Source organism: Bradyrhizobium sp. USDA 4474, from assembly GCF_054057515.1.
In genome coordinates this window covers 6,606,121-6,626,427 of the sequence record NZ_JBSRZJ010000002.1, presented here as the reverse complement: position 1 = coordinate 6,626,427, position 20,307 = coordinate 6,606,121, and the positions used below count along the sequence as shown (strand labels likewise).

Here is a 20,307-nt window from a genome sequence, read left to right as displayed (position 1 = left end):
TGTACTATCGTACAAAAGATCAGGTCTCGTCAACAAGAACCACGGGCACGGGCAGCAAGATGCCTCGCGCGCCGGTCAATTGTGCGTACGCGCCCTCATTCTCTCCGACGACCCAGCACGTCGCAGGAATTCATCATCGTCGCGCCCGCCCTGCGGGATCAGGATGGCGCGTTCGCGCGGCAGGGCTTCCGGCATCTCGTCGCGGATGAAAGCGATCAGCTTCTCGCGCATTTCGCAGCGCAGGTCCCAGGATTGCGGCGCATTGCGTGCGCTGACCAGCGCACGCAGCTCGATGGTGCGCGAATCCGCGTCGATCACCTGCAGGTTGACCACCGCGCCATCCCAGAGTTTCGACTCTTTCACGGCTCCCTCGAGCCAGTGCCGGATACGCGGCACGTCCGCGCGATAGTCGACATGAAGCGCGATGACGCCTATCAGGGACGCGGTATCGCGGGTCCAGTTCTGAAACGGCTTTTCGATGAAATAGGACAGTGGCACCACCATGCGGCGCCAGTCCCAGAGCCGGATCACGACATAGGTCGCGGCGATATCCTCAACCCAGCCCCACCCCACTCGTTCTCGATGATGACGGCATCCTCGATCCGGATCGGCTGGGTGATCGCGATCTGCAGGCCCGCGATCAGATTGCTGAGCAATGGTCGCGCGGCAAGACCGACGATGAGACCGGCGGCACCAGCCGAGGCGAACAGGCTGACGCCATATTGCCTGACCGAATCGAACGTCATCAGCGCGGTCGAGACCGTGATGATGACGATGATGATGTCGGTGACGCGCTTGAACACGCGCACTTGGGTCACGTGCTTGCGCGCCACGAAGTTCTCGGTGACGTCGCGAAAGTTCTGCAAGTACCGCGCCGCACTCATGTCCACGACGCGAATCGATATCCAGCCGATCAGCGCGATGAAGGCGACGACGAACAGGCGCGTCAATGGGGTGCGGAACGCGTCGTCGAGCGGCGCAAGCGGCAGAATCAGCGCGACGGCGGCAAGGCACACGGCGAGCTGCGCCGGCCCTGAAGTGCGCTCGATGAAGACGCTCAGGAGCGGAAGCCGGGTTCCAAAGGCTCGGTTGAGCAGCCAGGCGGCGAGCCGATAGAACGACAGCGCAAGCAGCATGGCTCCGGCGACCAGGCCGAGACCGATAAACCATGATGGGATCCACCCGAACATCTTGTCGATGTCGGCCATGAGGGCCTGCCAGTTCATTCATGTCCCCGGTATTGCACTCGCCCTCGCCAACGCATTCTGCCGGGTTTCGCTCCGCCCGCTGAGTGCAACGCAGCATCCCTCTGGTGCAACCGTCGCCGAACTGCGCTAGTTTGAGGCAACCATGACCAGACGTACCGGCAGCGCCGATCTTCCTCTCCACACCGGGCGGGTTCCGCCATGGCTCGCGAGTCGCATGGCCTCGCTGGGTGCGATCGTCACGCAGGCGATCGTGCATCATTACGGCCGCGATGAGTTCATGCAGCGGCTGTCGCATCCGTTCTGGTTCCAGTCGTTCGGCGCCGTGATGGGGATGGATTGGCACTCCTCGGGCATCACGACATCGGTGATCGGCGCGCTGAAGCGTGGGCTTGGCCCGCTCCAGGATGAGCTCGGGATCTATGTCTGCGGCGGCCGCGGCCAGCATTCGCGCAAGACGCCGGACGAGCTGTTGCAGCTCGGTGAGCGCGTCGGCTTCGATGGCGCGAAGCTCACGCGCGCCTCGCGGCTCGTGGCGAAAGTCGACAGCGCCGCGGTGCAGGACGGTTTTGATCTTTATCTGCACGGCTTCTTCGTAACCGCCGAGGGCAAGTGGACCGTCGTGCAGCAGGGCATGAACGGCGACAAGCGCCAGGCCCGGCGCTATCATTGGCATTCCGAGGCACTGAAGAGTTTTGTCGACGCACCTCACAGCGCGATCGACGGCCCGCAGCAGGGCGAGATCGTCAATCTGACCGACCATCGCGCCGACGTCTCGCGCAGCGCGCAACTCGAGCTGCTCACCGAGTTCGGCCCCGATCGCATCCTCACCGAATTCGAACGGCTCTCCGGGACGGCGCCCGAGCCCGCGCAGGCCATGCTGCCGCATCTGATCATGCCGGCACATCACGATGTCAGGCCCAAGGACGTGTTCGCGCGCCGCCTGCACGGCACGCTTGCGGCGGCTGCCGAGCGCGGGCCGGTCGACTTCCCCGAACTGCTGCTGACGCCCGGCGTCGGCGCGCGTACCGTGCGCTCCCTGGCGATGGTCGCCGAGGTCGTGCACGGCGCGCCCTATCGTTTCAGCGATCCAGCGCGCTTCTCGCTCGCTCATGGCGGCAAGGACCGGCATCCCTACCCCGTCCCGATCAAGGTCTATGACGAGACCATCCGCGTGCTGAAGGGCGCCATCCAGAGCGCCAAGCTCGGACGCGAGGAAGAGATGCAAGCGATCAAACGTCTCGACGACCAGGCGCGGCGGCTTGAACGCACTGCAAGCGGCCCGTCGGTCGGGGCCTACATCGAGGGCGAACGTGCAGCCTCGCCCGATCTCGACGGCCGCTCCGTGTTCGGCTGGGAACGAGATCTGGTCGCATCGCGCAAATCGACGACCTGACGCCGCTCACCGGCATCGGCCACAACGGGCAATTTCGCGATCGCGCGGAGGCCCGGCCGCTTGCGCCAATGAATTTGAGACGGATCGACAGCGAGACCGAGCCGTGGCCAGCGCGTCAACAGCGCCTGGAGCGCACACGCCCCCTCGATCCGCGCCAGTTGATGGCCGAGGCAGAAATGAATTCCCGTGCCGAACGAGATGTGGCGGTTGGGCTTGCGTTCGAGATCGAGCCGCGCCGGTTGCTCGTGCACCGCCGGATCCATGTTCGCCGCCGCGAGCATCACCATGACGCGATCACCCTTCTTCAGCCGCATGCCTTCGAGCTCGACGTTCTGTCGCACATAACGCGGTTTTGAAAACTGCACTGGCGAAACGAAACGCAAGAACTCCTCCACTGCGAGCCCGGCGCGGCTCCAGTCCTGTTCCAGCCAGTCGCGCAGACCCGGATTCCTGAGCAGCTCGTACACCGAGCCACTGATGAGATGCGTGGTGGTCTCGGAGCCCGCCGCAAGCAGCAGGAACACCATCGAGACCATTTCGTCCGGCGTGATCTCGCGGCCCTCGCGTTCGACCTGGACCAACTCTGCGATGAGGCCTTCGCCGCCTCGCTCGCGCGCGATTTGCAGCTGCTCTCGGAGATAGTTCCGCATCTTGCGAAACGCGAGCAGCAGGCGAAAGAAGCTGACGACGTTCGTCAGCGAGGACATCGCATTGGCCCAGGCGATGAAGCGCGGGCGATCCGCCGTGGGCAGGCCGAGCAGCTCGGAGATCACAGACAGCGGCAGGATGCGCGCATAGCGCTCCACGAGATCGGCCGGGCTTCCTTCCGCGAACAATTCCGCCGCAAGGTCATCCGCGATGTCGCGGATGCGCGGCTCCATCGCGAGGATGGCGCGGCGGCGAAAGGCTTCGTCGACGATGTTCCGCAGCCGGGTATGGTCCGGCTCGTCCATCGTCAGCATGTTGTTGGCGATGGTCCTGACCAGGCCCGGCATCCACCAGCGCAGGCCGGCCACGTCGCCATCTTCCTTGCGCAGCGTAAAAACCGCGCTGTCCTTGAGCACCTGTGCGGCGGCGTCGTGAGTGGTCGTGATCCAGACGTCGCCGACGAGGGGAAAACGCGTGGCGACCACGGGCCCTTGCGCCCGCAGGGCCGCAATGGCCTTTGGCGGATCGCGAAAGAAGGCCTCGCTGGTGAAATCGAGGCGCGGTACCATGGGATCACCGGACAGGTTGCTGGCGCTTCAACCAGATGGTGTGCGATGCCGCAGGTGCAAGGGCCGGAACCAACCCTCCTCGCGCAACTGGACTAACCGCGCCCTGGCGTGCGCGGGCCGGCCTTGCGCTGCCGCTGGCTGGTGTAGGCATCCCAATGGCTCCAGCTGCCATTGCTCAGACTTTGCAGATCGGTACCGAGCGGACGGCGCGTGCGCTTGTCGTGATCGGCGATCACACGCTCGGACTGCGCGATCTTGCGTTTCAGTTCCGCGATCGCCTTCTGGGTCTGGCCGTTCCGCTTCGAGGACGCGATCTCGCCCATCGTGAAGCGCGCGGTCTCCAGCGCCTTCAACTCGGCGCGGTTTTTCTTCAACTGAACCCGGTGCCAGGCGATGTTGCTGTCGCTGTCCGCAACCATGTGGGAACTCCGCTGATTCGCTCCCACAGTTTATCAAGGGCCGAATCGGCGGGGCAACGCCCACGCCGCGGCGAAAATACGGTCTATTCGAGGCTCAGCGCTCGGCAAAGGCCTTTTCGACCACGAACTGGGCCGGCTCGCCATGATTGCCCTCGACGAACCCGCGCTCGCCGAGGAGCACGCGGGTGTCGGCCACCAGCGCCGGGCTGCCGCAGATCATGACGCGGTCGTGGGCCGCTTCGAGCGCCGGCAGGCCGATATCGCTGAACAATTTGCCTGACGTGATCAGGTCGGTGATGCGGCCGCGGTTGCGGAAGGGATCGCGCGTCACGGTCGGATAGTAGATCAGCTGGTTCTGGATGTACTCGCCGAGCATCTCGTCCTTGGGCAAATGCTCGGTGATCATCTCGCCATAGGCGAGTTCCCTTACATGGCGGCAGCCGTGCAGCAGCACGACCTTCTCGAACCGCTCGTAGGTCTCGGGGTCCTTGATCACGCTGAGGAACGGCGCGAGTCCGGTGCCGGTACCGATGAGGTAGAGGTTGCGCCCGTCCTCCAGATTGTCGATGACAAGGGTGCCGGTGGCCTTGCGGCTGACGATGATCTCGTCGCCCTGCTTCAGGTGCTGGAGCCGCGAGGTCAGCGGGCCGTCCGGCACCTTGATCGAGAAGAACTCGAGGGTGTCCTCGTAGTTGGCGCTGGCGACGCTGTAGGCCCGCAGCAGCGGCTTCTCGCCGACCTTGAGCCCGATCATGGTGAACTCGCCGTTGCGGAAGCGGAAGGTCGGGCTGCGGGTGGTCTTGAAGGAGAACAGCGTGTCGGTCCAGTGGTGGACGCTCAAAACGCTTTCCTGATTGAAATTGCTCATCTCACCTTCCCTGGCGCGTCATCTGCGATGTTCGAGGCGGGCAGCTATGCGTCGTTCGTATACGATCATTCGTATACAAATGAATAATCCTGCTTGATCCCGCGGTCAAGGCTGCCCAAGATCGAGAGCGTTGCAGTTAGGAATAAGGACCCCTTCCATGGCGCATGACGCACCCCAGGCCACCGGACCCTCGAAGCTCGTGATCCGCAATATCGGCCTGATCCTGTCCGGCGCGATGGAAAAGCCGATCCTGGATGGTGACACCATCGTCGCCGAGAACGGCAAGATCACCGCGATCGGCCGCTTCAAGGACCTCGACACTGAAGGCGCGACCACGATCGTAGAGGCCAACGGCACCACGGTGGCGCCCGGCCTGATCGACAGCCACGTCCATCCTGTCGCCGGCGACTGGACGCCGCGCCAGAACCAGATCGGCTGGATCGACAGCAATCTGCATGGCGGCGTCACCACCATGATCTCCGCCGGCGAAGTGCACATGCCCGGCCGCCCGCGCGACGTCGTCGGGCTGAAGGCCATGGCCATCTTCGCCCAGCGCGCCTTCTGGAATTTGCGGCCCGGCGGCGTGAAGGTTCACGCCGGCGCACCCGTGATCGAATGCGAGATGGTCGAGGAGGATTTCAAGGAGCTCGCCGCAGCCGGCGTCAAGCTGCTCGGCGAAGTCGGCCTCGGCGGCGTCAAGGACGGCCCGACCGCGCGCAGGATGGTCGGCTGGGCCCGCAAATACGGCATCCAGAGCACGATCCACACCGGCGGCCCCTCGATCCCCGGCTCCGGCCTGATCGACAAAGACGTGGTGCTGGAAGCCGACACCGACGTGGTCGGCCACATCAATGGCGGTCACACCGCGCTGCCCGACGACGAGATCCGCTGCATCTGCGAGGGCTGCAAGCGGGGTCTCGAGCTCGTGCATAACGGCAATGAGCGCTCGGCCCTGTTCACGCTGCGCACCGCGCGCGAGATGGGCGATCTGCATCGCGTCATCCTCGGCACCGACGCGCCCGCCGGCTCCGGCGTGCAGCCGCTCGGCATCCTGCGCATGGTTTCGATGCTGTCCTCGCTCGGCGATTTGCCGGCTGAGATCGCGTTCTGCCTTGCTACCGGCAACACCGCGCGGATGCGGCAGCTCGATTGCGGCCTCATTGAAGTGGGCCGCTCCGCCGATTTCGTCATCATGGACAAGGCGCAGCACTCGCCCGGCAAGAACATCCTCGAGAGCGTCCAGCTCGGCGACCTCCCCGGCATCGGCATGACCATCATCGACGGCATCGTGCGGACCCAGCGCAGCCGCAACACGCCGCCGGCGGGCCGGGTGCCGGAGGTGGTGGGGAAGTAAGCCAGGAAAATGGTGCCGTAGGGTGGGTTAGCCTTGTGGGCTGTGCGAAGCGCAGACCGCAAGGCGTAACCCACCAACATCGTTCAGCATTCGCTGAAGCATGGTGGGTTACGCCTGCGGCTACCCCACCCTACGAGACCGTCACCTCAGCTTATTCAACAGCCCCATCAGCAGCTCGCGCTCCTTGGCATCGAGCGGCGCCAGCGTCTCCCGCGTGATCGCAATCGCATTGGGCGCGAGCTTTTCCGACAGCTGCTGACCGGCGCGCGTCAGGCTCACCAGCAGCCGCCGGCCGTCCTCGGGATCCTGGCTGGTCTCAGTCAGTCCGCGCGCCGTGAGGCGATCGATCACGCCCTTGATGGTGGCGACGTCCATCGCCGTGAGACGCCCTAGCTGGTTCTGCGAGCACGGTCCCGTTTCGGCGAGCCTCGACAGCGCGGCCCACTGCGTCGGCGTCAGGTTGGTGCCGATGTCGCGCGAGAAGATCGAGCTGTGGCGCTGCCAGACCTGGCGCAGAATGAAGCCGACCTGCTCGTCGAGCACATAAGGCGGCTTGCCCTGCTTGAGGCTCTTCTTCGCCGTGACGCTTCTTGCCATTGCTGCCCCGCCCCTCACAACGACAGATGCGCGTCGCGGATATCCGGACGCGCGTCAAGCTCGGCCATCGTCCCGCCAAAACAGATGCGGCCGCGCTCGATGATGTAGGCGCGATCGGAGATCAACCGCGCGAAGTGCAGGTTCTGCTCGGAGACGACGATGCTGACGCCCTCCTTCTTCATGGTCAGGATGGCATCGACCATCTGCTCCACGATCTTCGGCGACAGGCCCTCCGAGGGCTCGTCGAGCAGCACCAGCGACGGATTGCCCATCAGCGTGCGCGCGATGGTCAGCATCTGCTGCTCGCCACCACTCATGCGGCCGCCGGGACGCCCCTTCATCTCGCCGAGATTGGGAAACAGCGTGAACAGCTTTTCGCGCGTCCAGTACGGCGCATTCGCTCGCTTGGGCTGGCGGCCGACCTCCAGATTCTCCTCCACGGTCAAATCCGTGAAGATGCGCCGTTCCTCCGGCACGTAGCCGAGACCCTCACGCACGATCTCGTGCGTGGGGCACGCCGAAACGTCCTTGCCCTCGAACATGATGCGGCCGGTGCGCTGTGCGACCAGGCCGACGATCGAGCGGAAAGTGGTCGACTTGCCGGCGCCGTTGCGGCCGAGCAACGCCACCACCTCGCCCTCGCCGACCTCGAAGCCGATGTCGAACAGGATATGCGCCGGGCCGTAATGGCTGTTGAGCCCCTCGACAGTCAGCTTCATGCCGAGGCCCCTTCGCGATGCCCGCCTTCGTAAAGCAGCCCCTCGCCGAGATAGATCGCCTGCACCTGCGGGTTGCCGCGCACCTCGGCCGGCGAGCCCTCGGCGATCAGCGTGCCGCGATTGAGCACGATGATGCGATCGGCATGCTCGAACACCACGTCCATGTCGTGCTCGGTGAAGAGTACACCGATGGACTTTTCCTTCGCGATCTGCGCCGTGAGCCGCATCAGCTCGACCCGCTCGCGCGGCGCCATGCCTGCGGTCGGTTCATCCATCAGCAGAAGCCTCGGCTCATTGGCGAGCGCAACGGCGAGCTCGAGCCGCTTGAGGTCGCCATAGGCCAGCTCGCCGCACGGACGATCGGCGTAGCCGCCCATGCCGACGAGCTCGAGCAGGCGCACGGCCTCGCCGCGGTCGAAGCGCGGCGCCGAGCCCCAGAGATTGAACAGCTGCTTGCCATGCGAGATCAGCGCGACCTGCACGTTCTCGCGCACCGTCATGGTGGCGAAGGTTGCGGTGATCTGGAAGGTGCGTCCGACGCCGAGCCGCCAGATTTCGCGCGGCTTCTTGCCGGTGGTCTCTTCGCCGAGCAGGCGAACATGACCGGCATCGGGACGGTTCTGGCCGTTGAGCATGTCGAAGCAGGTGCTCTTGCCCGCGCCGTTCGGGCCGATCAGCGCCAGGATTTCGCCTGGTCGCAGCGAAAACGAGACGCCACGCACGGCGTGGATGCCGCCGTAGGATTTGGTCAGACCTTCGACCTCGAGAAGTGGGGGTGCGACGCTCATTCGGCGGACTCGATCGGCTTGGCAAGCAAAGATGATCCGGGCGGCGAGGACTTCCTGCGACGCTGCGCCAAAATCTCCAGCATGCCGACGATGCCCTTGGGGAAGACGACGACGATCAGCACGATGAAGCCGCCGAGCACGAGTTTCGACAGATCGGTCTGGCTGACGAGCCAGATGTTCAAGGCCTTGTAGACGATCGCGCCGATCACGCCGCCCGAGACAGTCTCGACGCCGCCGAGCAGCACCATGACCAGCGCATCGACCGAGAGCGAGATGCCGAGATTGTCAGGGAAGACGCTGCCCTTCAGATACGCGAACAGCGCGCCGCCGATGCCGGCGGTGGTGCCCGCGATGACGAAGGCGGTCCACTGGATGCGCTTGGCGTTGATGCCGACAGCCGCGCTGCGCAGCACGGAGTCACGCGTGGCACGGAGCGCATAGCCGAACGGGGAGAACACCATGACCCGTAGCGCGATCGTCACGAGCGCCGCGACACCGAGCGCGAGCCAATAGAAATGCGACGGGCTTGCCGCCCATTTCTCCGGCCAGACGCCCAGAATTCCGTTGTCTCCGCCTGTCACGCTCACCCACTGGAAGGCGATCGACCAGACGATCTGGGCGAAAGCGAGCGTCAGCATCGCGAAATAAACGCCGGAGAGCTGCACGGCGAAGAAGCCGAATACGGCGGCTCCCATGCAGCCCAGCAGCGGCCCGAGCAACAGGCACACGACCATCGGCAGCCCGGCCATCTTGGCCAGGAAGGCGACGCCGTAGGCGCCGAGGCCGAAATAGGCGGCGTGTCCGAACGAGGCGAGCCCGCCGACCGACATCAGGAAGTGCAGGCTGACGGCGAAGATCACGAAGATCGCGATCTCCGAGCCGACGGTCAGCGCGTAGTTGCCGGCGACCAGCGGCAGCATCGCCGCGACAACGAGAGCCGCGAGCGCGGCCAGCCGCTCGTTCGACGTCAGTGGCCGCCAGGGATTGACCGACAACCCCGGCGTCTTGCGTGCCGCCGCCTCCGGCTTGCCGAACAGGCCCCACGGGCGGACGATCAGCACCACCGCCATCACCAGGAAGACCAGGATGATGGAAATCTTTGGAAAGATCAGGATGCCGAAGGCGTTCAGCTCGGAGACCAGCACCGCCGCGACGAAGGCGCCGACGATGCTGCCGAGGCCGCCGATCACGACGACGACGAACACTTCGACGATGATGCGCAGATCCATCGCGTGGTGCACGGCATCACGCGGGATCTGGAGGGCGCCGCCGAGCGCGGCAAGGAAGACGCCGACCGCGAACACCGACGTGAACAGCCATTTCTGGTTCACGCCGAGCGCCGCGACCATGTCGCGGTCCTGCGTTGCGGCCCGCACCAGCACGCCCCAGCGCGTGCGCTGGAACAGCAGCCAGAGGATGCCGAGCACGACGGGCCCGAGCACGATCAGGAACAGGTCGTAGCTCGGGATGCTCTGGCCGAAGAAATCGACCGCACCCCTGAAGCCCGGCGCGCGGCGGCCGACGAGATCGTCGGGCCCCCAGACCAGCACCACGAGATCCTCGACCATCAGCGTGAGACCGAAGGTGCCGAGCAGTTGGAACAGTTCGGGCGCGTGATAGATCCGCCGCAGCAACACCATCTCGACGAGGACGCCGATCAGCGCCACGGCCAGCGCCGCCAGCACGACGCCGCCCCAGAAGCCGAACGCGCCGGAGAAGCGCTCGGTCAGCGTGAAGGCGATGTAGGCGCCGATCATGTAGAAGGCGCCATGCGCGAAATTCACGATCCGCGTCACGCCAAAGATGATCGACAGGCCCGACGCCACCAGGAACAGCGACGCTGCGCTGGCGAGACCGGTCAGAAACTGTACGACGTAAAATGCCATCGGCGGTCCGGGTTGGGTCTTGGTGCGATTCCGCGGCGAGCGCGGACCTTGTCGGGCGGGTTAGCGAAGCGTAACCCGCCGCCTCTTCGCGTGTGGCACCGAAGACGGTGGGTTACGCCTTCGGCTAACCCACCCTACGGCAGCAGCGTTCGAATGGCTCTTAATCCTTCGGCCGCAGCTTCTCGACTTCGGCGTCGCTGGGCAGATAGTCCGAGCCCTTCTTGTAGGTCGCGTCCACCATCACGCCCTTGCCGTCCTTCTGCGCGGTCTTGCCGACGAAGGCTCCTAAGGTCGATTGGTGGTCGATCTTGCGGAAGGTGATCTCGCCGAACGGCGACGGCATCGAAATGCCTTCTGCGGCTGCGATCATCTTGTCGGTATCGGTCGATCCGGCCTTGGCGATGATCGCAGCGGCCGCCTTGATGGTCTGGTAGCCGACGATCGAGCCGAGGCGCGGATAATCGTTGTACTTGGCCTGATAGGCCTTCAGGAACGCCTCATGCTCGGGTGTCTTGATCGAGTACCAGGGATAGCCGGTGACGATCCAGCCCTCGGGCGTCTCGTCCTTGAGCGGATCGAGATATTCGGGCTCGCCGGTCAGGAAGGACACGACCTCGCGCCCCTTGAACAGGCCGCGGGTATTGCCTTCGCGCACGAGCTTGACGAGGTCGGGGCCGAAGGTAACGTTGAGGATGGCTTCCGGATTGGCCTGCGCCACCGCCTGCACCACCGGACCCGCATCGATCTTGCCCTGCGGCGGCCACTGCTCGTCGACCCACTGGATGTCAGGGCGCTTCTCCGACATCAGCTTCTTGAACACGGCGACCGCGGACTGGCCGTATTCGTAGTTCGGCGCGATCGTCGCCCAGCGCTTCGCCGGCAGCTTGGAGGCGGCTTCGACCAGCATTGCGGCCTGCATGTAGTTGGAGGGCCGCAGGCGGAACGTGTACTTGTTGCCCTTCGCCCAGGTCACCGCGTCCGTCAGCGGCTCGGCTGCGAGGAAGAACACCTTCTTCTGGTTGGCGAAGTCGCTGACGGCGAGGCCGATGTTGGACAGGAACGTGCCCGTCAGCATCACCACGCCTTCACTGGAGACGAGTTCATTGGCCGCGGTCTGCGCATCGGCCGGCTTGCCGCCGTCGTCCTTGGAGATGACGACGAGCTTCTTGCCGTTGACGCCGCCTGCTGCGTTGATCTCTTCGACCGCGAGCTGCCAGCCCTTGCGATAGGGCTCGGTGAAGGATGGCAGCAGCGAGTAGCTGTTGATCTCGCCGATCTTGATGTCCTCTGCCAGCGCCGAATGGCCCATGCCGGCAGCCAAAAGCGCAAAGGCCGCGCCGACAAAATAATTTCTTGCTCGCATCCCAACCTCCAGTTCTGGACTCGTCACGTCTTCTATTTCAACCCGTCTTCGCCCTTGATCTCTGCAACCGTCAGCCCGCCGACGCGCGGCAGCGGACGGCCGCTGTCGGTAACGGCGACCGCGACCATGATCTCGTTGGCGCGCGGCGCGTCGTTGATCTGCACCTCCATGCCGTCGAAATGGCTGCGTACGAAGGCCGCGTCCTTGTGGCCGAGCGGAATGTCCAGCGTCGTGCCCGGCCCGCTGCGCTTTTTCGACGACGGAATCAGCGCCGCGCCCTTGCTCAGCACCTTGCGCACCGGCGCACCCATCTTCGGGTGAAGGATTGCGGCGGCATGTTCGAGCTCGCCATTCTCGCCGACGGCCGCGGCCTTGCCGTAACTGTGCGCCTTCGCGCCATCGATGCCGAGCGCCGCCACGGCGCGCTTCGCCAGCAGATCACCGAGCTCCTCGCCGATCGCGATCAGCGGCGAGAGATCCTCGACATATTGTCCGGCAAAGGGATTTTCGATCACGGCGATCGCCGCCGCCCGCCGGGTCGGCGGCGACACCTGGCGGCCCATCTCCATCCGCGTCTCTTCGACGACGGTGACGATCTTGCGGATGATCGCGCTCATGTTGCACTTCCCTGTTCACGCATCGACCGCGTTCTCCAGCACCAGCGGGCGCGATCGTTGCTCTCTTATATCCTTGGTTCCGATGACAAGCATATCACCACAAAGCCTGAGAACGGCACCCTCGATCAATCCGCGATCGAAGCATTGACGTGCACATTCCGCGCCAGATTCCAGCGCTGCGGTGATCTTGCTACGCGCGATCTCGCCGACGCCGCGGGTAACAAGACGCGCGCCAAGATCGCTGTCGGGCTGAAGCTCGTTTGCGGGTTGCCTGACGATGGCCGGATGCCCGGGCAGATCGACGGCGTTGGCGATCACAGTCGCCGCCGCGTCGGCCTGCGAAGCCGTCGCCGCCAGCACCGTCACCGCATCGGCGATGCCGAGTGAAAAGCTGCGGCCGTGGCGGCCGCTGGTCGCGATGCCGCGCACCGCGTCATCCTCGTCGACCCTGATGGTGCGCATCACACCGTCGCGATCGGGGCGATCCATCAGTCCAACGGAAAAATGCTCGCCGCGCCCGAGATGCAGCGCGATATCGCCGCCATTGTTGACGTAGGCCTGGTCAAGCGACGCAGCGTCCAGCATCGCGCCGAGAATTTCCTCGGCCACACTGCCGGCAACCGCGGCCATCGGCGTGATGAAGCCATCCGAGACAAAAGGCGCGACTGCGGCGTGCATCCGACGCGCCACGACGCCTTTAAGCGAAGTGCGCTGCTCGGCGGGCTTGCGCAGCTCAGGCAGTTCCGCACAGAGTTCATCGAGCAGACCGTTGAACCGCTGCGCCGCAGCCTCATAGGCCGCACGCACGGCGCCGGCACGCCCCCTCGCCTCGATGACCAGATCAATCGGCCCGTCCTGCAAATGCAGCCGCCGGCCATCAGACAGCAAGGCGATTTGCGGCAGCCTCGTCATGGCCGCGGTCCCGGGATCGGGTTGTGCCAGGAGAGCTGACGGACATCGTCGCCGCTCCTGACCTCGGACAGCGGCTTGACGTGATCCATGTGGCCGCCGAGCGCGGCATAGTCGGACAATTTCATCGTGAACTCGATCGGCGCGACGAGCGCCGGGGTCGGCACGTAGCCGAACGCGCCTGAAGGCATCTGCGTCACATCCACCATGTAGGTGATGCCGCCGCCGGGCCAAACGTACACCGCCGCGCCGCCGCTGGTGACGCGCGTCAGCGCGTCCTTCACCGAGCGCGTCAGCCGCACCGGATTGTCGGTGACGCCCGCGCGCAAGGAACCGCCGGCCCCGGCCATGAACAGCACCGTGCACAGCGCAGGCTCGCAATTCTCCTGGATGCGCTCGACCGAGAACTTCAGGTCGGCGGGCATCTCGGTCTCGACCGGCTTCAAGGCATCGTCGAGCACGTAGTAAGACGAATGCTCGCCGGTGGTGGACACCATCAGCATCGAGAGGCCCGGCCTGGCCTCCTTGGCGTCGAACGGACCGAGGATCGCCAAGGGATCGGAGATGTTGGTGCCGCCCCAGCCCGTACCGGGATCGGCGACCTGGAAATAGCGGCCGGGCGTCGAACGCCGGCCCTTCATCTTGATTCCGGTGTCGGCGATATCGAGCAGCTTGCCGGCCTGATGCTCGGAGAGCACGCCGGTGATGTGGTCGTCGACCACGACGACTTCATCCACCTTGCCATGCCATTGCTTGGCGAACATGCCGATCGTCGCCGAGCCACAGCCGACGCGCATGCGCTCTTCTTTCACGCCGTTGACGATCGGCGGCTGCCCGGCCTGCACCACCACGCTGGCGCCACCGTCGATGGTCAGTTCCACCGCCTTGCAATTGGCCAGGTCCATCAGCGTGTCGCAGGTGACGCGGCCCTCCTTCTTGGAGCCGCCGGTGAGATGATGCACGCCGCCCAGCGACAACATCTGCGAGCCGTATTCGCTGGTCGTGACGTGACCGACCGCCTCGCCTTGCGCGCGCACGGTCGCGGTCTCAGGACCGAGATAGCGGTCGGTGTCGATCTTCACCTTGATGCCGCAATAGGAGAAGATGCCCTCGGTGACGACGGTCACCATGTCGACACCATCAACCTCGGAGGAGACGATGAACGGCGCCGGCTTGTAGTCGGGATAAGTCGTTCCCGCCCCGATCGCGGTCACGAAGGTCGAGGGCTCGTGGACAAGCTTGCCGTCCCAGTCTTCGGTGCGGCTGAACGGAACGAGCTTGCCGCCATGCTCGACGGTGCGCTCGAGGATCACGTGCGGATCGACGCGCACGAGCTTGCCCTCGTGGTTGGCGTAGCGATCGCAGGCGCCCGCCGCGCCGGGCTTGATGTAGCACATCACCGGACAGGCATCGCAGCGGATCTTGTCGGTGGCAGCGCTCGTTGTTTCCATCACCATGTCAAAGCCGGAGGCCACCGCGGTTATCATTCGTATACGAACGATGTTGCGCGCGGTCCCGATAGCTGTCAAGCGGCGCGGCGCGCGAAAAGACGCGCGTGCCGAATAAAACCTCATTTGCCTCCCCCCTTGTCCACAAAGCGGGCAGTTGCGCTGCACTGCGGCATGGCCGCTTGCACGTTTGTGTACAAACGGTATCGTCGCGACGTAGAAATTTTCGATCGCAAGGCGTGGGAACGAGGATGACGCAGACACCGATCCGCCTCACCGTGAACGGCAGGATCAACGACGTCACGGCAGAGCGCCAGGCGCCGCTGCTTTATGTGCTGCGCAACGATCTCGGACTCAACGGCCCGAAATATGGTTGCGGCCTCGGTGAATGCGGCACCTGCACTGTCCTGATCGACGGCATGGCCGCACGCTCCTGCGTGATTCCCGTGGGCGGCTGCGCCGGGCGCGACATCCTGACGCTCGAGGGGCTCGGCACGCGTGACAAGCCTGACTCCGTGCAACAAGCCTTCATCGACGAGCAGGCCGCCCAGTGCGGCTACTGCCTCAACGGCATGATCATGACCACCAAGGCGCTGCTCGCGATCAACCCGCAGCCGTCAGAACACGAGGCGCTCGCCGCGCTGCGCTACAATCTCTGCCGCTGCGGCACCCATGTTGAAATCCTGCGCGCCGTGATGCGCGCGTCCGGCCAACTCGCCGAGGCCGGTGATTGATGGCCTCCCCGCATTCGAACGGAGAAGAGCGCGGCTCGCTCGTCGTCGTCCGCACCGTGGACGAGGTCACGTCAGAGACCTTTATCCGCATCACCGCGGACGGCTCGGTGAATGCCTATAACGGCCATGTCGATCTCGGCACCGGCATCCGCACCTCACTCGGCCAGATCGTCGCCGAGGAGCTTGATGTCTCCTTTGCCCGCGTCGTCGTCGTGCTCGGCGACACCGCAGTCGTGCCGAACCAGGGCGCGACGATTGCCAGCGAAACCATCCAGATCACCGCGGTGCCCCTGCGCAAGGCCGCAGCGCAGGCGCGCCAGTTCTTGATCGCGCGGGCGGCGGAGCGGCTGGAGCTGCCGGCCGAAGAGCTGAAGATCGAGGACGGCCTCGTGCGCGGTCACAATCGCAGCGTCAGCTATGGCGAGCTGATCGGCGGCGAGACCATCCGGCTCGAACTCGCTGACGACATCACCGTCAAGTCCGTCGGCGACTACGCCATCGTCGGCCAGTCGGTGCCGCGGGTCGATCTACCTGCCAAAGCAACGGGTGAGCTGACCTTCGTGCACGACATCCGCGTCCCGGGCATGCTGCACGGCCGTGTTGTTCGGCCGCCCTATTCCGGCGTCGATGCCGGCCCGTTCGTCGGCACCAGCCTGATCGCGGTCGATGAGTCGTCGGTGGGCGACGTTCCAGGCCTCGTGGCCGTCGTCCACATCGGCGATTTCGTCGGCGTGGTGGCCGAGCGCGAGGAGAATGCAATTCGCGCCGCGCAACAACTCGCGGTCAGCTGGAAGCCCACGCCCACGCTGACGGATCTCTCTGACGTCGAGGCCGCGCTCCGCGCCCATCCGTCGACACCGCGCACGCTGATCGAGAAGGGCGACGTCGACGCGGCGATTGCAGGCTCCGCCAAACCGATGCAGCGCACCTATGTCTGGCCATATCAGATGCACGCATCGATCGGCCCGTCCTGCGCGGTCGCTGACTACAGTGACGGCAATATCCGCGTCTGGTCGGGCACGCAGAATCCGCACGTGCTGCGCAGCGATCTCGCTCTTCTCGTAGAGCGTCCCGAGAGCGAGGTCGAGGTCATTAGATTGGAAGCCGCCGGCTGCTACGGCCGCAACTGCGCCGATGACGTCACGGCAGATGCCCTGCTGCTCTCGCGCGCCGTCGGCCGTCCCGTTCGCGTGCAGTTGACGCGCGAGCAGGAGCACGCCTGGGAGCCCAAAGGCGCCGCGCAGCTGATCGACGTCAATGGCGGCCTCGACCGCAACGGCGGCATCGCCGGTTACGATCTCGCCACGCGCTATCCCTCGAACGCGGCGCCGACGCTGGCGCTGCTGCTCACGGGGCGCATCTCGCCCGAGCCCGCGGTGCTCCAGATGGGCGACCGTACCGCGATCCCGCCTTACGACTACGACCACATGCGCGTCGTTGCCCACGACATGGCACCGATCGTGCGCGCCTCCTGGTTTCGCGGCGTTTCGGCGTTGCCGAACACCTTTGCGCATGAATCCTATATCGACGAGGCAGCGACCGAGGCCGGCGTCGATCCGATCGAATACCGCCTGCGCTATCTGAAAGACCAGCGCGCCGTCGATCTCGTCAATGCGGTGGCCGAACGCGCGGGCTGGACGCCGCGGCCGGTGCGCGCGGAGAAGGACGGCGAGGTCGTGCACGGGCGCGGCTTCGCCTACGCGCTCTACGTCCACAGCAAGTTTCCAGGCTACGGCGCGGCATGGTCGGCCTGGGTCGCTGACGTCGCCGTGAACAAGACCACCGGCGATGTCAGCGTCACGCGCGTCGTCGCAGGACAGGACTCCGGATTGATGATCAATCCGGACGGCGTGCGACACCAGATCCAGGGCAACGTCATCCAGTCCACCAGCCGCGCGTTGATGGAGGAAGTCTCGTTCGAACGTGGCTCGGTAACAGCGCGGGAATGGGGCGCCTATCCGGTCATCCCGTTCCCTGACGTGCCCAAGATCGACGTCTTGATGCTGCCGCGCCAGGACCAGCCACCCCTCGGCGTCGGCGAGTCCGCCTCGGTCCCGAGCGCGGCTGCGATCGCCAACGCGATCTTCGATGCCACCGGCGTGCGCTTCCGCGAGCCGCCGTTCACGCCGGAGCGCATTCTCGAGGGATTGCACGGTGAGCCATCGCCCGTGCCGCAGGTCCTGCCGGCGCCTGCAACGTCGCCTCCATCGCGCATCTGGGAGAATCCGTTCGCCAAACGCGCCGGCATCCTTGCAACGATTGCGGCCGTCTGCACCGCCGCAATCGGCATCGGCGCGGCGATGCTGCCGGGACGCGCCATCGCGCCGATCGCGCGGCCCGATGCATCGGTCTATTCGGCGGCGACCATCGCGCGCGGCGAGCAGCTCGCGGCCCTCGGCAATTGCGCGGAGTGCCACACCAGCCCGAGTGGCCTGCCCAACGCAGGCGGCCGCGCGTTGGAGACGCCGTTCGGCACGATCTACTCGACCAACATCACGCCCGACGTCCAGACCGGCATCGGTGCCTGGTCCTATCCCGCCTTTGAGCGCGCGATGCGCGACGGGCTGCATCGCGACGGCCGGCAGCTCTATCCCGCCTTCCCCTACACGCACTTCTCGAAGACCAGCGATGCCGACATGCAGGCGCTCTACGCCTACCTGATGGCACAGCCTGCAGTACGCACGACGGCGCCCGCGAATGCGCTGGCCTTCCCGTTCAATTTCCGGCCGTTGCTTGCCGGCTGGAACGCCCTGTTCCACCGGGCCAGGGAGTTCAAGCCCGATCCCGCCAAATCGCAAGCCTGGAATCGCGGCGCTTATCTGGTCGAGAGCCTCGGTCATTGCAGCGGCTGCCATTCGCCACGCAATCCGCTCGGCGCCGAGCAGCGCGGCGCCTATCTCGCCGGCGGCTTTGCCGAAGGCTGGGAGGCGCCGCCCCTGACCTCGCTCTCGCACGCGCCGATCCCCTGGAGCGAGGATGAGCTGTTCGCCTATTTGCGCACCGGCCATTCACGCTATCATGGCGTCGCGGCCGGCCCGATGGCGCCGATCGTGAGGGATCTCAAGGCCCTGCCCGACCAGGACATCCGCGCGATGGCGGTCTATCTCGGCTCGTTCAACGACAGCGCGGTCGACGCGCCCGCACTGGCCACGAAGCTCGAAAGCGCAACGCAAGTCACCGCTGCCTCGTCCAGCGGCGCGCGCCTCTATCAGGGCGCCTGCGCCGTCTGCCACGAGGTCGGCGGCCTGCCGCTGTTCGGCAGCCGTCCCTCGCTCGCGCTCAACAGCAATCTGCACAGCGCGACCTCGGACAATCTCGTGCAGGTGATCTTGCACGGCATCACCGAGCCCGCATCGAGCGACCTCGGCTACATGCCGGCATTCAGGGCCAGCATGAGCGACGCGCAGGTCGAGGAGCTCGTCACCTTCCTGCGCCAGCAATTCGCGCCCGACAAGCCGGCGTGGAGCGGCGTCCGCGAGACGATCGCGCGGGTGCGCTCAACCCACTAAGCGTGCTTCTTCACTTCCACGGGCGGCGTGCCATGGGTGTGGAACGACTCGATGGTCTTCAACCCCCAGGCCTGGCCTTTCTTGCGCTCCTCTTCCGTCCACACGATCGGCTTCCAGTCGGGCGCGAGGATGAGACGTGCACCGGCATTGGCGACTTCGACGCGGTTGCCGCCGGGCTCGTAGACGTAGAGGAAGAAGGTCTGCTGGATCGCATGCTTGTGCGGACCGGTCTCGATGTGCACCCCGTTCTCCAGGAAGATGTCAGCCGCGCGAAGAATCTCCTCGCGGCTGTCGAGCGCGTAGGTGACGTGGTGGAAGCGGCCCGGCGTGCCGGAATGGTCGAGCGAATAGGCGAAATCGTAGCTCTTGTTCGACATGGTCAGCCACATCGCCGCTTCCCTTCCGTCATTGAGCACGATCTGCTCGGTGAGGCGGCAGCCGAGATAGTTCTCGAAGAACTCGCGGTTGGCCTTGATGTCGACGGCGAGGCAGTTGAGGTGGTCGAGCCGGCGGACATTGACGCCGCGCGCCGGAAAGCGCTGCGCCTGGTTCTTCAGCGCCGGCTTCAGTTCCGGCGGCGCCTGATACCATTCGGTCTCGTAATAGAGCTCGACGATGTGGCCATCGGGGTCGCGACATCGAAACGTCGGCCCCTGCCCCATATCGCCGTCGATCCAGCCGATGTCGAAGCCAGAGCCCTTCAACGCGGCGACGCGGCGCTCGAGCGCCTGCTGGCTGCGCGCGCGCAGCGCCATGTGCTCCATGCCTGACGTCTTCGAGGCCGTGAGCTTCAGCGAGTAGCGCTCATAATCGTCCCAGCCGCGCAGATAGACCGACTCGCCCTTCTGTCCGCTGATGGTCATGCCCATGACGTCGACAAAGAATTTCAGGCTCTCGTCGGGCTTCGGCGTCAGCAGTTCCATGTGGCCGAGATGGGCGAGATCGAGGATCGGTTCGGGCTGCATGTTGGCCTCCAAAGGCGTGGCGATCCGGTTCAGGGAATCGCGCAATCGGACGCGGGCGCAATATTCATGGATGCGCCCCAGCGGCACTCCGGCCGCAGGTTCATTTGTACCAATGTACAAATGATTCGGTCCCGTCAACAAATCAACGCGGCCCTTACAGCCTTCGCCCATGCCCGAATGAACAGCCATCGCCCGAGACCGAGCGGACTGAGCGAATGGTAAAATCTTCCTTAATTCGATTTAAGGTCAGGAAGCCGGGCAAAGCGACATTTTCCGGCCGATTCCCCTCCCAAATGCATTGCGAACAAATCTA

Annotated in this window: 16 protein-coding genes and 1 pseudogene; 4 read left to right on the top strand and 13 right to left on the bottom strand. The window is 65.2% G+C overall.

Annotated features, from left to right (window positions below; genetic code table 11):
• Positions 1-75: 75 nt before the first annotated feature.
• Positions 76-1,226 (bottom strand): annotated as a pseudogene (locus tag ACVW16_RS32635) (mechanosensitive ion channel family protein).
• A 124-nt stretch (positions 1,227-1,350) separates the two neighbouring features.
• On the opposite strand from ACVW16_RS32635, the gene ACVW16_RS32630 reads away from it, so the two are divergent.
• Positions 1,351-2,601, top strand: coding sequence for a DUF763 domain-containing protein (locus ACVW16_RS32630; RefSeq protein WP_456734835.1), 1,251 nt, complete (start codon positions 1,351-1,353; stop codon positions 2,599-2,601).
• Here ACVW16_RS32630 and ACVW16_RS32625 read toward each other — a convergent pair.
• From ACVW16_RS32625 to ACVW16_RS32615, 3 genes are all read right to left on the bottom strand, one after another.
• A complete protein-coding gene (locus ACVW16_RS32625) occupies positions 2,502-3,818 on the bottom strand; it encodes a cytochrome P450 (RefSeq protein ID WP_456738518.1) in 1,317 nt (438 codons plus the stop codon). The two genes, ACVW16_RS32630 and ACVW16_RS32625, sit on opposite strands and share 100 nt — an antisense overlap.
• 92 nt (positions 3,819-3,910) lie before the next feature.
• Complete coding sequence (locus tag ACVW16_RS32620; RefSeq protein WP_456703080.1) at positions 3,911-4,237, bottom strand: hypothetical protein; 327 nt, start codon at positions 4,235-4,237, stop codon at positions 3,911-3,913.
• A gap of 94 nt (positions 4,238-4,331) precedes the next feature.
• Entirely contained in the window at positions 4,332-5,105 is a 774-nt protein-coding gene (locus tag ACVW16_RS32615; protein WP_456734833.1) for a ferredoxin--NADP reductase, read from the bottom strand.
• A 157-nt stretch (positions 5,106-5,262) separates the two neighbouring features.
• Between ACVW16_RS32615 and ACVW16_RS32610 the strand changes: the two genes are divergently transcribed.
• Positions 5,263-6,459 carry an amidohydrolase family protein gene (locus ACVW16_RS32610; RefSeq protein ID WP_456734832.1) on the top strand — a complete coding sequence of 399 codons (1,197 nt, stop codon included), beginning with the start codon at positions 5,263-5,265 and terminating at the stop codon, positions 6,457-6,459.
• Positions 6,460-6,600: 141 nt separating this feature from the next.
• Here the strand turns inward: ACVW16_RS32610 and ACVW16_RS32605 are convergent, their stop codons facing one another.
• The 8 genes from ACVW16_RS32605 to ACVW16_RS32570 all read right to left on the bottom strand — a co-directional run bounded on the left by ACVW16_RS32605 (position 6,601) and on the right by ACVW16_RS32570 (position 14,795).
• Positions 6,601-7,056, bottom strand: a complete 456-nt coding sequence (locus tag ACVW16_RS32605) for a MarR family winged helix-turn-helix transcriptional regulator (protein WP_456703077.1) — start codon at positions 7,054-7,056, stop codon at positions 6,601-6,603.
• Between the two features lie 14 nt (positions 7,057-7,070).
• Positions 7,071-7,775 (bottom strand): ABC transporter ATP-binding protein, encoded by a 705-nt coding sequence (locus tag ACVW16_RS32600; protein WP_456703076.1) that lies wholly within the window; start codon positions 7,773-7,775, stop codon positions 7,071-7,073.
• A complete protein-coding gene (locus ACVW16_RS32595) occupies positions 7,772-8,563 on the bottom strand; it encodes an ABC transporter ATP-binding protein (RefSeq protein WP_456703075.1) in 792 nt (263 codons plus the stop codon). Before ACVW16_RS32595 ends, ACVW16_RS32600 begins: the two co-directional genes overlap by 4 nt.
• A complete protein-coding gene (locus tag ACVW16_RS32590) occupies positions 8,560-10,449 on the bottom strand; it encodes an ABC transporter permease (RefSeq protein WP_456734831.1) in 1,890 nt (629 codons plus the stop codon). The genes ACVW16_RS32595 and ACVW16_RS32590 overlap by 4 nt, the downstream gene beginning before the upstream one ends.
• Positions 10,450-10,609: 160 nt before the next feature.
• The gene (locus ACVW16_RS32585) at positions 10,610-11,812 is read right to left on the bottom strand and encodes an ABC transporter substrate-binding protein (RefSeq protein ID WP_456734830.1); all 1,203 of its coding nucleotides are present in this window, start codon (positions 11,810-11,812) and stop codon (positions 10,610-10,612) included.
• A gap of 32 nt (positions 11,813-11,844) precedes the next feature.
• Entirely contained in the window at positions 11,845-12,429 is a 585-nt protein-coding gene (locus ACVW16_RS32580) for an amino acid synthesis family protein (RefSeq protein ID WP_092230294.1), read from the bottom strand.
• A 15-nt stretch (positions 12,430-12,444) separates the two neighbouring features.
• Positions 12,445-13,341, bottom strand: a complete 897-nt coding sequence (locus ACVW16_RS32575) for a UPF0280 family protein (protein WP_456802551.1) — start codon at positions 13,339-13,341, stop codon at positions 12,445-12,447.
• Positions 13,338-14,795, bottom strand: a complete 1,458-nt coding sequence (locus ACVW16_RS32570; protein ID WP_456705252.1) for a 6-hydroxynicotinate reductase — start codon at positions 14,793-14,795, stop codon at positions 13,338-13,340. The genes ACVW16_RS32575 and ACVW16_RS32570 overlap by 4 nt, the downstream gene beginning before the upstream one ends.
• Positions 14,796-15,037: 242 nt before the next feature.
• On the opposite strand from ACVW16_RS32570, the gene ACVW16_RS32565 reads away from it, so the two are divergent.
• Both ACVW16_RS32565 and ACVW16_RS32560 read left to right on the top strand, forming a co-directional pair.
• Positions 15,038-15,520 (top strand): (2Fe-2S)-binding protein, encoded by a 483-nt coding sequence (locus tag ACVW16_RS32565; RefSeq protein WP_456734828.1) that lies wholly within the window; start codon positions 15,038-15,040, stop codon positions 15,518-15,520.
• Positions 15,520-19,029: a molybdopterin cofactor-binding domain-containing protein gene (locus ACVW16_RS32560; RefSeq protein WP_456734827.1), complete on the top strand. Its 3,510-nt coding sequence runs from the start codon at positions 15,520-15,522 to the stop codon at positions 19,027-19,029. The genes ACVW16_RS32565 and ACVW16_RS32560 overlap by 1 nt, the downstream gene beginning before the upstream one ends.
• Here the strand turns inward: ACVW16_RS32560 and ACVW16_RS32555 are convergent.
• A complete protein-coding gene (locus ACVW16_RS32555) occupies positions 19,026-19,994 on the bottom strand; it encodes a catechol 2,3-dioxygenase (protein WP_456703069.1) in 969 nt (322 codons plus the stop codon). The two genes, ACVW16_RS32560 and ACVW16_RS32555, sit on opposite strands and share 4 nt — an antisense overlap.
• Positions 19,995-20,307 lie beyond the last annotated feature (313 nt).